At 73.4% G+C, this 14,113-nt stretch carries 12 protein-coding genes and 1 tRNA gene; 11 read left to right on the top strand and 2 right to left on the bottom strand.

What is annotated here, in order from left to right; genetic code table 11:
• The first annotated feature begins 149 nt into the window (after positions 1-149).
• Complete coding sequence (locus tag EKD16_RS22815) at positions 150-380, top strand: hypothetical protein (protein WP_131101275.1); 231 nt, start codon at positions 150-152, stop codon at positions 378-380.
• Positions 381-426: 46 nt separating this feature from the next.
• On the opposite strand, the gene EKD16_RS22810 is transcribed toward EKD16_RS22815, so the two are convergent.
• Both EKD16_RS22810 and EKD16_RS22805 read right to left on the bottom strand, forming a co-directional pair.
• The gene (locus tag EKD16_RS22810) at positions 427-804 is read right to left on the bottom strand and encodes an RNA-binding S4 domain-containing protein (RefSeq protein ID WP_131102882.1); all 378 of its coding nucleotides are present in this window, start codon (positions 802-804) and stop codon (positions 427-429) included.
• A gap of 358 nt (positions 805-1,162) precedes the next feature.
• On the bottom strand, positions 1,163-2,044 hold the full coding sequence (locus tag EKD16_RS22805) for an imine reductase family protein (RefSeq protein ID WP_242677130.1): 882 nt from the start codon (positions 2,042-2,044) through the stop codon (positions 1,163-1,165).
• Positions 2,045-2,174: 130 nt separating this feature from the next.
• Here EKD16_RS22805 and EKD16_RS22800 point away from each other — a divergent pair, with 130 nt between their 5' ends.
• The 10 genes from EKD16_RS22800 (at position 2,175) to EKD16_RS22755 (ending at position 14,015) form a co-directional block, all read left to right on the top strand.
• Complete coding sequence (locus EKD16_RS22800) at positions 2,175-2,555, top strand: winged helix-turn-helix transcriptional regulator (protein WP_207391380.1); 381 nt, start codon at positions 2,175-2,177, stop codon at positions 2,553-2,555.
• Positions 2,556-2,723: 168 nt separating this feature from the next.
• Positions 2,724-2,798, top strand: a tRNA-Asp gene (locus EKD16_RS22795).
• A gap of 58 nt (positions 2,799-2,856) precedes the next feature.
• Entirely contained in the window at positions 2,857-3,585 is a 729-nt protein-coding gene (locus tag EKD16_RS22790; protein WP_131101273.1) for a 50S ribosomal protein L11 methyltransferase, read from the top strand.
• Positions 3,586-3,965: 380 nt separating this feature from the next.
• A complete protein-coding gene (locus EKD16_RS25540; protein WP_165498641.1) occupies positions 3,966-4,664 on the top strand; it encodes a nitrate reductase molybdenum cofactor assembly chaperone in 699 nt (232 codons plus the stop codon).
• Between the two features lie 365 nt (positions 4,665-5,029).
• The gene (locus EKD16_RS22780) at positions 5,030-6,508 is read left to right on the top strand and encodes an alanine/glycine:cation symporter family protein (RefSeq protein WP_131101269.1); all 1,479 of its coding nucleotides are present in this window, start codon (positions 5,030-5,032) and stop codon (positions 6,506-6,508) included.
• Positions 6,509-6,864: 356 nt separating this feature from the next.
• Positions 6,865-7,746: a helix-turn-helix domain-containing protein gene (locus tag EKD16_RS22775; protein ID WP_131101267.1), complete on the top strand. Its 882-nt coding sequence runs from the start codon at positions 6,865-6,867 to the stop codon at positions 7,744-7,746.
• A gap of 24 nt (positions 7,747-7,770) precedes the next feature.
• Positions 7,771-8,850: a phosphotransferase family protein gene (locus EKD16_RS22770; protein ID WP_131101265.1), complete on the top strand. Its 1,080-nt coding sequence runs from the start codon at positions 7,771-7,773 to the stop codon at positions 8,848-8,850.
• 76 nt (positions 8,851-8,926) lie between these two features.
• Complete coding sequence (locus EKD16_RS22765) at positions 8,927-9,346, top strand: VOC family protein (protein WP_131101263.1); 420 nt, start codon at positions 8,927-8,929, stop codon at positions 9,344-9,346.
• Positions 9,347-10,733: 1,387 nt separating this feature from the next.
• The gene (locus tag EKD16_RS22760) at positions 10,734-11,333 is read left to right on the top strand and encodes a GNAT family N-acetyltransferase (RefSeq protein WP_131101261.1); all 600 of its coding nucleotides are present in this window, start codon (positions 10,734-10,736) and stop codon (positions 11,331-11,333) included.
• A 321-nt stretch (positions 11,334-11,654) separates the two neighbouring features.
• A complete protein-coding gene (locus tag EKD16_RS22755) occupies positions 11,655-14,015 on the top strand; it encodes a heavy metal translocating P-type ATPase (RefSeq protein ID WP_131101259.1) in 2,361 nt (786 codons plus the stop codon).
• Positions 14,016-14,113: the final 98 nt, after the last annotated feature.

Here is a 14,113-nt window from a genome sequence, read left to right as displayed (position 1 = left end):
TGCCCACCGATGGCCCGCCCGATGGGCGGCGGCTCGTCCGGGGCGGGTTGCGGCGGGCCCCGCCGAGCGGTGGACTTGGGCGCGGAGGCGGGTCCTCGACGTGCCGAAGTGTTGACCGCTCGTTGCGGGGCGGGCGAGGAGGCTGCGCTGTGATCGGGCGCTGGACGGTGTGGGTGGCGCTGCTCTGCGCGGTGATCGCGGGCTATCTGTGCTTCGCCTCGTGGCGGGCCGACGGGTTGAGCTTCATGACGGTCGTGTGGGGGCTGGTCGTGTTCGCGATGCTCGACGCCGCGTGGATGTTCGGCCGCATCTCCCGCAGGCGCCGCCGCAAGCGCGCCGATGCCCAGGGCACCGAGGCTGACGCCGACGGCGGCGAGTGACGGAGGGCCGTCGGTGCTCCGGGACCGGGGCGGCCGGGTGGACTGGTCAGAACCCCTTGCGGCGCATCTGGTCGATTTGGCGCCGGTCGCGCTTGGTGGGGCGCCCCGCACCGCGCTCGCGCCGCAGGACCGCGCCGGGAGGCTGCGGAGTGGGTTCGGGACTGCGGTCGGTGTAGCAGCGGCGGGCGATCGGCGCGCCGACGCGCTTGTCGATCACCAGGGCCACGTCGACGACGCGCGTGACCCCGTTGAGCCGCACCTGGACCTCGTCGCCGACGCGTACGGTGGTCGCCGGCTTGGCCGTCCGGTCGTTGACGCGCACGTGCCCTCCGCGGCACGCCTGGGCGGCGTCGGCGCGGGTCTTGGCCAGCCGCACCGCCCAGATCCAGCGGTCCACACGCCCGCTGGGGTGCCCCGCAGGCATCTTCGGGTCGGCCCGTGAGTCGGCCCGTGGGGCGGCCTGCGGGTCGGCCTGCGGCGCGGGGCCGCCCTGCTCCGCGGCGGGTGTGCTGCGTTCCGGGTCGTTCACCTGCTCATCCCTCCGGCCGCCGTCCGCGAAACCGGCCCCGGTCGCGGGCGGCGCAGCCTGTGACGCCGACGGTTCGCGAGAGCCGCTGCCGCTGCTACCCGTCGTGGCCCCGCGGCTGTTCGGCCCTCTGCCCGCACTGTAGCGCCGCGTCGCGGGTGCGCGCCGCCTCCCGCGAGGCGCCGACCCGGCTGACGCGTCGAGGCCCTGCGCGCCGCCTGCGCCGAGCGGGGCGGGCGGCGCGCGGGGCACTCACTCAGGCCCCGGTCGTGTGCAGCATGCCGACCAGCGCGGAGAGGTCGTTTCCGGGTGCGCCACCCGCCTCCAGATAGCGGTTCATCAGCGTGCCCAGCGGCGCCATCAGTTCCGTGCTGAGGCCCGCGTCCCGTGCGGCGTCGAGGATGTTGGCGTAGCCGGCGGCCTGCATGCCGAGGTTGGACCCCTCGGTGGCGAAATCGCCGCTGTCGACCTGCTCGGCCAGCGTAGGCAGGATGGCGGTCATCCCGCTCACCCACGGCACGAGTTCCGCCGTGGTGAACTCGCCGGACTTCTCACCCGCCGAGCGCACCATCGCCACCGCGTGCAGGAACCCCGAGATCAGCCCGTACATGCCGCTCAGCAGTGCGAGGTCGTGGAGGGCGGCGAGTCCGGGGTCCGCACCGGCGTAGCGGGCCTCCCCGAAGGCGCCGAGCGTCGGTGCGTGTTCGTCGAAGACCGCCCGCGGCCCGCTGTAGATCACCCGGCAGTCCGCCCCGCCGATCATCGCGGGTACCGCCATGATGCCGCCGTCCAGGTAGTCGGCGCCTTGTTCGGCAGCCCAGGCCGCGGCGACGCGGGCGTGGGCGGGTGTGCCGTTGGTCAGGTTCACCAGGGTGCGCCCGTCGAGGTCGGCCCCGCCGAGGGCCTGGCGCAGCGCCGCGTCGTCCAGCACACACGCGACGACCAGCGGCGCCGCGGCCACCGCCGCAGCCGCTGAGGCCGCGCGCGTGGCCCCCTGTTCCACCAACGGGTCGGCCTTGTGCGGGGTGCGGTTCCACACTGTTGTCGGATGCCCCGCCTTCAGCAGCGCACCGGCCAGCGCAGCGCCCATGTCGCCCAGACCGATGACGGCCACGGGGGCGGTTTCGTTCGAGGTCACCAGGATCCTCCTTGTTTACGACGGTCTACGGCGGCGCCCGGCCGGGTGCGCGGTTCTTCATCCTCGACTGCTACTGCGCTAAGGTCTAGTACCTACTTTTCTGTCAGGTACCTACCGAGAGGTAAGTGTGATGGTGCAGACGCATTCCTTCAGCTGCGGGCTGGACGCGGCACTGGCGGTGGTCGGTGGGAAGTGGAAGGCGCTGATCCTCTGGGAGCTGGGCCAGGGCGCGCGCCGCTTCGGGCAGCTGCGCCGGGCGCTGGAGGGCGTCAGCGAGAAGATGCTCATCCAGCAGCTCCGCGAGATGGAGGCCGACACCCTGGTGCAGCGCGACGTCCACGAGCAGGTGCCGCCCAAGGTGGTCTACTCGCTGACTCCCTTCGGTGTCTCGCTCAACGAGGCGCTCGGCCCGCTGGGCGACTGGGGTGAGGAGCACCAGCGCCGCATCGAGGAGATGCGCTTGGCGCCCGCGCAGCCCTCCGATGCCGCCGGCTCCACTGCCCCCGGCTAGGAAACACCTCGGCCGGGAGTAGGCAGCGCAGCGGCCGGACGGGTGGAGAGGACGGGTGTCCCGGCACGCTGCGGAGATGGGGACAGCTCCGAATCGAGGTGCGGAGCACTCCGCAGGGGCGCTACAGTTGTACGAGTGCGCGGTCGCCCCGGTGGCCGGAAGCACCGAGGTCCTGTGGAGCAGCTAGGAGTGCTCGCCACCCTGTCAAGGTGGAGGCCGCGGGTTCAAATCCCGTCAGGACCGCCCTGTTCTCGCGTCCGCGTCGTCGGCCCGCCGCGCCGCACGGCCGCGAAGGGACCCTGTGGCCTACCGGTACGCGACCGAGCGTCGCGATGATTCCGATCTCGGCGGCGGGAACGTCCTGTATTCGGCGCCGGGCCATCCCGGGTTCCCCGTCCGGCTCGCCGACGAGTTGTTCCAGCGCGCCGCGGCCCGCCTCGGCGCCGCTCCGTTCGTGCTATGGGACCCCTGCTGCGGAAGCGGGCAGCTCGCCGTCGCGGCGGCCATGCTGCACCGCGACCGCCTGTCCCGGCTGCTGGCCACCGACACAGACCCGGCGGCGCTGTCCGTCGCCGAGCGCAACGTGGGCCTGCTCTCCGGCGCCGGCCTGGCCGAGCGCGAGCGCGAGCTGCGGGCCCAAGCCGCGGAGTTCGGCAAACCGGCGATGGTGGAGCGCGCCGACGCCGCTGCGCGGTTGGCCGAACGACTGCGCGGGCTGGGCGGCGACCTCGACGGCGCGGTCCGCCGCGGCGACGTCTTCCACCCCGCTGAGCCGGAGCGCCCCGTCGACCTGGTGCTCACCGACATCCCCTACGGCGACCTGACGCGCTTCTCCGGCGCGCCCCCCGACGCCGACCCCGTACCCGCGCTGGTGCGCGCGCTGGCCGCGGTCCTGCCCGAGCACGCAGTCCTCGCGGTGACCGCGCGCACGCGCAAGGTCGCGCTGCCCGCAGGTGTGGGCGCCCTTGAGCGCGTGCGGGCGGGCAACCGCGCGGCCGTCCTGGTGCGCGCCGGCGACGCGCGCGGCTGACCTGCGAGGTCGGCGCAGCCTTCCGCGCGCACCGGCCGGACCGTGGATCGGCGGCACCGCCCGCTTGCCGGGTGCCCGGAAATTCAGAAAGCGCATCGTGTGGGCAATGGTGCCCTTCTTGGGTACCTTTCCGGCCGAAGGGTCTGTTCCGTCCAGGGGGGTCGCAGTTCACTCTGCCCGGTGTGCAGCGAAGCAAAAGGCGAGTGGTGATTGTGCATAACAACGGTAAAAGCGCAGCTCACAGTGTCGGCGTCGGAGAACCTCTGTTGTTTTTCGATGAATGTTCGGACCGATTTCAGGGAAAGGGAAAGGCCGGTTTCCGGGAGTGGTCCGGCGAAGTCGCCGGGAACAGCGCAAACGGCGATTCCGCGGCCGCCGCGGTGTCCGCCGGGCATTCCGGCCGCGCGTGGACGCCGATCGACGCCTTCCGGGACGAAGCGGCGGTGGAGGCCGCCGTGCGCCGCGCCGCCTCGGTACTGCTCAGTCGGCCCGGCCCGCGCTTCTACGAACGGCTGCCGCTGATCCGCCGCGCACTCCTGGAGCTCCCGGCGATCGACGCGCGCCGCGGGCTCGCCGGGTTCTGCGATCACGCCGCCGCCGAGCCCGAACGCGAGCTGCGGTCCCACTACGCCCTCACCTTCGACACCCGCCGCCGCACCCCGCTCCTGCTCGACCACACCGACGGCGACGCGCTGTGGCGCCGCCGCGCGCGAGCCCGCATCGCCGAGGTGTACGCCGCCCGGGCCCGGCGCACCGGCGCGGACGAGCGGCCCGACCACCTCGCAGTGCTGCTGGAGTTCGCGGCCCGCGTCGACGCCGAACGCGGCGAGCGGCTGCTGGTGCGGCTGCGGCCGGGGCTGGAGCGGCTGCGCGCCGCACTGGCCGAGCGGGGCACCCCCTACGCGGCGGTGCTCGACGCGGTGTGCGCGACCGTGCCCGCGTCTGCCCGCGATACCGGCGGCCGCACGGTCGCCGGCGGCCGCGCGGTCGCGGGCGCGAACGGCCGGGTCGCCGCCGTGCCGAGGCAGGCGGGGGAGCCGCAGGTACCCCCGGCCCGTTCCGGCACCGCGCGGCGCTGAGATCCCAACGGGCACCCGGTGTCCGGGTGAGCCGTTCCAGGAGGCTGCGCTCGGTGCCGACCGGAGGGGCCGTCGGCGCCGAGCGCGGGCGCTTCGGCGGGTGCGGCGCGCTCGGCCCGTCCGGCGCGCCCGCGCCGCGGCGGCAAGAGGCGGGGAGGAGTGGATCAGGGACCTCTACGCTGCCGGATCACGACGGACCGGTGTGGAGGTGAGCGGGCGGTCCGTGATCCGGACGGAGTCGGCGGCGGAGTACGGTAACGGATCGATGGTCATCCGGTAACAGCTCGTGCTGAATCGTGAACAAGTGCCCATATCGGGTACGCAGGACGGGTGCCGTCCCCCGTAGCAAAGGAGCACCACGGGCCGTGGAAGAACTCAACCGAGTAGCCGACGAGGCCGTCACGTCATTCGCGGACGCGTTCTGGGCGTGGCTGCTCATCCCCCTGCTGGCCGTCCTCAGCATCTACTTCACCGCGAGGCTCGGCGTCGTCCAGCTGCGCATGATCCCGGAGATGTTCCGGACACTGCGCAGCAAGCCGGAGGTCGCCCCTGACGGCAAGCGGGCGATCTCGTCGTTCCAGGCGTTCTCGATCTCGGCGGCCGCGCGCATCGGCACCGGCAACGTCGTCGGCGTGGCCGGTGCGATCGCGGTCGGCGGACCCGGGGCCGTGCTGTGGATGTGGGTGATGGGCCTACTCGTCGGGGCGGCGAGCTTCGTGGAGTCCACCCTCGGCCAGCTCTACAAGGTGCGCGACCGGACCGGCTACCGCGGTGGCCCCGCCTACTACATGCAGCACGGGCTCAAGGCGCGGTGGATGGGGATCATCTTCGCCATCACCATCATCGTGACGTTCTCGTTCGTGTTCAACGCCGTGCAGAGCAACACCATCGCCAACGCGGTCGCCAACTCCGCCGAGGCGTTCGGCTACAGCACCACCGGCTGGGTCACGGCGGCAGTCGGGCTGCTGGTGGTCGCGGTGACCGCGCTCGTGGTGTTCGGCGGCGTGCGCCGGATCGCCCACGTGACGCAGACGCTGGTCCCTTTCATGGCCGCGCTCTACGTGCTGATGGGCGCGGTCGTGGTCGTGCTCTACGCCGACCAGATCCCCGTGGTCTTCACCCGGATCGTGCAGGGCGCCTTCGGCCTGCGGGAGTTCGCCGGAGCGGCCGTGGGCACCGTGATCATCCAGGGTGTCCGCCGCGGCATGTTCTCCAACGAGGCCGGCCTGGGCTCGGCCCCCAACGCCGGCGCCACCGCCGCGGTCACCCACCCGGTGAAGCAGGGCCTCGTGCAGACCTTGGGCGTCTACTTCGACACGCTCATCATCTGCTCCATGACGGCGTTCTTGATCCTGGTCACCAACCCCACCTACGGGGAGGAGCGCGGCCCGGTGCTCACCCAGGAGGCCCTGCAGACCGGCCTGGGCCCGTGGGCGCTGCACGCGCTGACGGTGGTGCTGCTGCTCCTGGCGTTCAGCTCGATCCTCGGCAACTTCTACTACGGCCAGTCCAACATCGCGTTCCTCACCGAGAACCGCGGTGTGATGACCACCTTCAAGTTCGTCTTCCTGATCGCGACGTTCCTCGGCTCGATCGGCACCGTGCAGATCGTGTGGAGCCTCGCCGACGCCACCATGGGCTTCATGGCCCTGGTCAACCTGATCGCCCTGGCTCCGCTCGTCGGGGCCGTTGCACTGGTGCTCAAGGACTACATCGCCCAGCGCAAGCAGGGCCTCGACCCGGTCTTCACCCGCGACCGGGTGCCGCAGCTGCGCAACATCCAGTGCTGGGAGTCCGAGCAGGAGCCGGGCACGGCCGGTGTCGCCGGTAGGGCCGACGGCTAGGAGGCCCCGCCGCTCGTTCGCGTGCCCGGTGCCCCCGCCTGATCGGGGCACCGGGCACGCGCCCCTCCCGCTTCGAGCCGGCCTCACAGCCCGCCGGCGAAGGCGGGTCCGCGCCGAGAACCGGCTGCACGGCGGGAAGCGGTGCGGCCCTCGCGCTGCGAGAAGGGCCGCACCGCCTGCGCAACCGGTCCACGCCCTTTCCCCCCACCGCTCTCGAAGAACGGTCGGACGGCGAACCGGTCCGCCCCCTCGCCAACAGAGCCTGCCCGCCCGGGCGGATCGGCGGAAGGGCGGGCTTTTCCAGGGAAGGAACTTCCCCCGGTGGATGATCCACTTCGCTGCCATAATCGGGCGGTATGCAGGTTGACCAGCAATACCGGGGGCCGCTGGCCGAGTTCCTCAGCGCCCGCCGCGCGCTCGTATCCGCCCGCGACGCCGGCATCGCCGACAACGGGCTCGTGCGGCGGGTGCCGGGGCTGCGCCGCGAGGAGGTCGCCCAGTTAGCCGGGATCAGCGTCGACTACTACTCCCGGCTGGAGCAGGGACGCCTGCGCACGGCCTCACGCACCGTGCTGAACGCCATCGGCCAGGCGCTCCGCCTCGATTCCGACCAGCGGCTGCACCTGTTCAAACTCGCCAACCCCGACATGGACATCGGCGCGGCGGAGGAGGAGCAGCATGTCGGCCTCGGCGTGCAGCGGCTGCTGGGCGACCTGGTCGGCATGCCCGCCCTGGTGTTCGGGCGCTACCTGGACATCCTCGCCTGGAACAGCCTGGCCGCGGCTCTGCTGGGCGATCTGGCGGCGATGGGCCGGCGCCGCCGCAACTACGTGCGGATGGTGTTCCTGGAGCCGGCCACCCGCGCGGTGTTCGTCGACTGGCGTGAGCGCGCCCGCGAGGTGGTGTCGTTCCTGCGGATGAACAGCGGTGCGCGCAACGACCAGGCGCGCCTGCGCGAGCTGGTGGGCGAGCTGGCCGTGCACGACGACGACTTCCGCCGGTGGTGGAGCCAGCACCTCGTCTCCCTGCGTCCGTTCGGCACCACCCGCTTCGACCACCCCGTCGTCGGCGAGTTCTCCCTGGAGTGGGAGGTGCTGACCGCCATCGAGGACGACGAGCAGTACATCGGGCTGCTCAGCGCCGCCCCCGGGAGCGACGACCATGACGCGGTGACGCGTCTGGCCGCGTGGGCCGCCGAGTCCGGTCTGCGGTCCTCCGGAGAAGCGATGCGGACTTAACCGGTACAGCGGTATCTTCGGCCGATGGACAGCCTGACGAAGCGCCGGCTGGACCGGCCCATGCTCGACGCCCTGTGCTCCCGGCTGCTCGGCGGCGCGTCGGTCGTCGACGCCGCCGAGCTCACCGGCGGCATGTTCAACGCCGCTTACCGGCTGCGGCTGGACGACGGCCGCGAGGCGGTGCTCAAGGCGTCGCCGCCCGCGGAGGCGCCGCTGCTGTCCTACGAGCAGGGCATCATGCGCACCGAGGCCGAGGTCTTCCGGCGGCTCGCGGCCGCCGCGGAGGTTCCGGCGGCCGAGGTGCTGGCCGCCGGAACCGGCGGCGACCTGCTCGACGCCGACGTGCTCGTCACCGCGGCGCTGCCCGGCCGCCCATGGAACGAGGCCGCCGCCGACCTCGGACCCGGCGACCACCGGGCGCTTCGCCACCGGCTGGGCCGCGTGCTCGCGGCCATGCACACGGTGCGCTCCGATGCGGCGCGCGGCGACGTCGCCTTCGGCTACCCGCAGCGGTCGGCGGGTCTGCACGGCGCCGACTGGGCGTCGGCGTTCACCGCGATGACCGAGGCACTGCTGGCGGACGGCCGGAGGTGGGGCGTGGAGCTGCCGGAGGCGCGCGTGCGCACCGCGCTCGCGCGGCACCGCGCGGCGCTGGACGAGGTCGAGGCGGGGGTGCTCGTCCACTTCGACCTGTGGCCGGGAAACGTGTTCGTGGACGCGGGCGAGAACGCACCCGGCGCGGGCCCGGCGGGCGGGGCCGACCGGCCGCGCATCACCGGGATCATCGACGTCGAGCGCGCGTGGTGGGGCGACCCCCTGGCGGACCTCGTGGGGATGGACCCCTTCGGCTCCGCCGAAGAGGACGCCGACCTGCTCGCCGGCTACCGCGAGGCCGGCACCGGGCTGGACGTCTCCTCGCCCGAGGCCGCGCTGCGCCTGGCGCTGTACCGCGTCTACCTCGGGCTGATCATGGTGGTGGAGATCGCGCCGCGGGGTTACTCGGGCGACTGGGTGGCCGAGTACACCGGCGACTGCCGCGCCCTGCTGGCCCGCGGGCTGGACGCGCTGGAGAGCCCGCGCGGCCCGGAACCGGTCGTACGTTGACAAGCCGGGCGCGGCGGCGGAGGCCGCACGCGGACGCCGCGACCGTTCGTCGGTCCCCCCGGCTAAGGTCGCAGCCATGACCGCAGACAGCAGTGACGGCGTCTTCACCGGAATCGGCCGGATGGTCGTGCTCGTGGACGACCTCGACTCCGCCCTGTCCTTCTACCGCGACGTGCTCGGCTTCGGCGTGCTCTTCGACCAGACCGCGGGCGGGTACCGCTACCTGCACATCGGCGTGCCGGGTCAGCCCACCTCCGGCCTGTGGCTGATGCCGGCCGGCAGTGCGGACGAGCGCGCGCTGGTAGGCCGCCAGAGCGGCGGGCAGCCGCTGCTCGTGCTCTACACCGACGACCTCGACCGCGTGCGCGAGCGCCTGGCGGCCAGCGGGGTGCCGATCTGGGCCGAGCGCGACGACGCGGACCACCGCTCGCTGCACTTCGCCGACCTCTACGGCAACACCATCGTGGCCGCCCAACTGCACGCGGCACCGCTGTAGCCCGCTATAGGCCTGCTATAGGCCGTGTTCAAGAACGCCGGTCTGCTGTGCGGCCTTGTTGGTCTGCCGGGCGGGTGGGTGGTCCTGGGGAAAAGCGGCACCGAGGACGGCGGAAGGCCGGGCCCGCGCCCAACGGGGCGGGTGCTCGCCGGTGGCGGCGGCGGCGACGGATCGGCGGCTCGGCTCTGCTGTGCGGCCTTGTGGTCTGCCGGGAAACGGGTGGACTTGGCTGAAAAGCGGCGGCGACGGTGGCGGACGGCTGGGCCTGCGGTCACCGGGTCAGGTGCTCGCCGGTTGCGGCAGCCGACGAGGCGGCCTCGGTCTGCTGGGCGGCCTTGCGGTCTGCCGGGCGACGGGCGGTCTTCACCGGAACGCCGCAGCGAGGACGCCGGAGGGCCGAGCCCCCGCCCAACGGGTCGGGTGCTCGCCGGTGGCGGCGACTGACGGGGGCAGCGACGGCAGCACCGGGGCCGGGCTCGCGGACGCCGGTTCCGGTGCCCGCCGCTGACCCACTCGACGAAGCGTGCGACGACGTCGGCGGGTCGGGCCCTGCGGTGGTGGGGGCGGCGGTCATGCAGCCGGACCGGGGCCACGAGATGCACGTACGTGCGGCGGCCTCCGCCGCGGCGCCGCCCCGAGGCGCCACCCCCGCGCCGTCATTCCGCGACACGAAACAATGCGGGGTGTTTTGTCCTCCAATGCCCGATTTCCCGATGAGTGCGCCCCGCGCCCCGGTGGCGGTGGCGCACGAGGTGTGCCGAATGGCGCGAAAATGCCCCCGGAGTCAACTTTTCGTGCGTCTCGTGGCCACGGCGCCCGCCGACGCCGCCCGCAAAACGGTCATAGACGCCCAAAAGCCCACCGCATCGGGCGGGGGAGCTCCCGGAGGCGACGCCGGGGCGCAACGAGCGACGCGTCGTCGCCCCCCGGCCCCCGATCCGGCGCACCACCGGGGGCGTGCGAGCGCCCGCGGCCGCGCCCAGGCACGCGGCCCCCGGCCGACGCGGGTCCGGCCGGAACACGGCGGCGCCTCCCAGTCCCCGCGCCCGCTATGTCCGATGTCCCGCAGTCGGCCGCGGCGATCGTGGCCGAACTCCCAAAAAACGCCGCTGGATCTCGTCATACGGGCACAATCGTCGCGCTGCCCTGCGACATAACGGGCACGCGAGCGCCGCTTCGGCTGGGGTGCGCCGTTTCCGGGTGGCGGCCCCATGGTGCTCGGGTGCTCGGCGCCGCACCCTGTGGAAGCCTCGCCTTCCGGCCCGGTGTCCTGCGGCATCGTCGCCATCCACGCTCGGGTCGACAAGTCAATCCCTGTGAGGGTGCCTTCTTGCGACGCGAGTCGCTAGTGTTCTAGGTCACAACCGCCCGTGTTCGAGGGGGCCAGATGACCATCGTCGCGATCGAGCCCGCCACCCCGGAACGGTGGGCAGACCTGGAACGGCTGTTCGGCCCGACCGGGGCCTACGGCCACTGCTGGTGCGTCTACTTCCGCCGCCGCGCCAAGGACTTCACCGCAAGCGTGTCGTGCTCACCCGACGAGCGCGGCGACAGCAACCGCGAGGAGCTGCGTCGGGTGACCCTCGGCGGCAAGGTCCCCGGGCTCATCGCCTACGAGGGAAACGAGCCGTGCGGCTGGGTGTCCGTGGCGCCGCGGGAGGACTTCATCCGCCTGTCCCGCTCGCGTTCGCTGCGGCCGACCGACCCCGCCGAGCCCGACGTCTGGTCGCTGGTGTGCTTCTGGCTGCCCCCGCGCCGCCGCCGCAAGGGGATGGGGTCGCAGTTGCTGGACGGGGCGATCGAGCACGCCCGCGCCAACGGCGGGCGGGTGCTGGAGGCGTACCCGGTCGACACCGCCGGCGGCCGCGCCCCCAGCGCCGAGGTCTACACCGGCACCGTGCGCATGTTCCGGAAGGCGGGCTTCGCCTGCACCACGCACCCCGACAGCGGCCGTCCCATCGCCCGGCTGACGCTCAAGGCCGACTGAGTCCGGCGGGCGGGTGCCACAGATGGCGCGGGCCCAGTCCCGCAGCCTCCTCGCCTCCGCTTCTCCCGAGGCAGCCCGCCGCCCGCCGCCCCCGGTAGGCCGGCAGGACCGCGCAGCGGATCGCTCCGCCCCTCACCAGCCGCACGCCGCGCCTTTCGGGGCTTCCCCTTGCCTGACATATACCCTAGGGGGGTACAGTATCCGTGTGAACGATGTCGTATACCCCGGGCTGGTATCGCGCATAGGCTGGTCGAGCGCCTGCCAGCGGCACGGTCGGTTGCGCCGGTTCGCACTATCGGACATGGAGGAGGGCGTTTCGCGATGAGTAGCGGCACCACGGGCCCGGAACAGGGCCTGCGCCAGGCCGGTGAGCGGATCGAGTTGGCCATCGGCGGGATGACCTGTGCCTCGTGCGCGAACCGGGTGCAGAAGCGGCTGAACAAGCTGGAGGGCGTCACCGCCGAGGTGAACTACGCCACCGAGAAGGCGAGCGTCACCTACGCCGAGGGGGTCACCACCGACGACCTCGTCGCACAGGTGGAGAAAGCGGGCTACACCGCCGCGCTGCCCGAACCGCCCGCCGCGCGCGGCGGCTCCGCCGATGGCACCGCCGGCGAGCCCGATCCGCTGCGGGAGCTGCGCACCCGGACCGTCGTCAGCCTGGCGCTGTCGGTCCCGGTGATCGCCCTGGCCATGATCCCGTTCCTGCAGTTCACCTACTGGCAGTGGGCCTCGCTGGCGCTGGCGGCGCCGGTCGTGGTCTGGGGCGCGCTGCCGTTCCACCGGGCGGCGGCCAAGAACCTGCGATTCGGCCAGGCCACCATGGACACCCTGGTCTCGCTGGGCACCCTGGCGGCCTTCGGCTGGTCGCTGTACGCGCTGTTCCTCGGCACGGCAGGCGAGCCGGGCATGGTGCACCCGTTCTCGTTCACCGTCGAGCGCGGCGGCGGCGCGGGCGACATCTATCTGGAGGTCGCCGCCGGCGTCACCTCCTTCATCCTGCTGGGCCGCTACTTCGAGGCCCGCTCCAAGCGCCGCGCCGGCGACGCGCTGCGTGCCCTGCTCGAACTCGGTGCCAAGGACGTCGCCGTGGTGCGCGGCGGGCGCGAGGAGCGCGTGCCGGTGGACAGCCTCGCCGAGGGCGACCTCTTCGTGGTCCGGCCGGGCGAGAAGATCGCCGCCGACGGCCGCGTGGAGGAGGGCACCTCCGCGGTGGACCGCAGCATGCTCACCGGCGAGTCGGTTCCCCAGGAGGTGGCTCCGGGCACCGAGGTCGCCGGGGCGACCGTCAACGCGGGCGGGCGGCTGCTCGTGCGCGCCACGCGCGTGGGCTCCGACACCCAGCTCGCGCAGATGGCCCGGCTGGTCGAGGAGGCGCAGAGCGGCAAGGCCGAGGTGCAGCGCCTGGCGGACCGTGTCTCCGGCGTCTTCGTGCCCGTCGTCATCCTGCTGGCGGCTGCGACCCTGGTCTTCTGGCTGGTCACCGGCGGCGTGGCCACGGCGTTCACCGCCGCCGTCGCCGTGCTGATCATCGCCTGCCCGTGCGCACTGGGCCTGGCCACGCCCACCGCGCTGCTGGTGGGCACCGGGCGCGGGGCCCAGCTGGGAATCCTGATCAAGGGCCCCGAGGTGCTGGAGAACACCCGCCGGATCGACACGGTCGTGCTGGACAAGACCGGCACCGTGACCACCGGGCGGATGGCGCTGGCCGAGGCGGACACCGCTGCGGGCGAGGACGCGGCCGAGGCGCTGCGGTTGGCGGGGGCGGTCGAGGACGCCTCCGAGCACCCGATCGGCCGGGCCGTCGCCGCGGGTGCCGTGCAGCGGGCGGGCGAGCTGCCCGCGGTCGAGGACTTCGCGGGCATCGGCGGCCGCGGCGCCGAGGGGACCGTGGACGGCCGCCGCGTGCTGGTGGGGCGGGCGTCGCTGCTGGCGGAGCGGGGCATGCCGCTGCCCCGGGAGCTGGAGCGCGCCGCCGAGCGCGAACGCGAGCTGGGCCGCACGGCGGTAGCGGTGGGCTGGGACGGCGCGGCCCGTGCGGTGCTGTCCGTCTCCGACACCCTCAAGCCCACCAGTGCGCAGGCCGTCTCCCGGCTGCGCGAGCTGGGCCTGCACCCGGTGCTGCTCACCGGCGACACCGCGGAGGTCGCGCATGCGGTGGCGGCCGAGGTCGGTATCGACGAGGTCGTCGCCGAGGTGCTGCCGGAGGAGAAGGCCGCCGTGGTGCGCCGGCTGCAGAGCCGGGGCCGCACGGTCGCCATGGTCGGCGACGGGGTGAACGACGCCGCCGCGCTGGCGCAGGCCGACCTGGGGCTGTCCATGGGCACCGGTACCGACGTGGCGATCGAGGCGGGCGACCTCACGTTGGTCCGCGGCGACCTGCGGGTGGCCGCCGACGCCATCCGGCTGTCCCGCCGCACCCTGCGCACCATCCGCGGCAACCTGTTCTGGGCGTTCGGCTACAACGTGCTCGCGCTGCCGCTGGCGGCGGCCGGTCTGCTCAATCCGATGATCGCCGGTGCGGCGATGGCGCTCTCCAGCGTCTTCGTGGTGAGCAACAGCCTGCGGCTGCGCGCGTTCCGCCCGTGGGCGGACGGCTCCGGGACTGCCGAGCGGCCCGCCGGAGCGCGGCGCTCTGATGCCGCAGGCGAGGCGCGGGAGTCGGCCGCGCGGGTGCACTGAACTCCGGAGTGCGCATTCCGGCCGATGCGGAGGGCTTCGGGGCGGCGTCCGTTGCCGCGTGGCGGGCGCCGCCCCGGCGACTGCCGGCGGCCGAAAGC

Source organism: Streptomonospora litoralis, assembly GCF_004323735.1.
In the GTDB taxonomy this organism is placed as follows: Bacteria; Actinomycetota; Actinomycetes; order Streptosporangiales; family Streptosporangiaceae; genus Streptomonospora; species Streptomonospora litoralis.
This window is presented reverse-complemented; position numbering and strand designations above follow the sequence as displayed.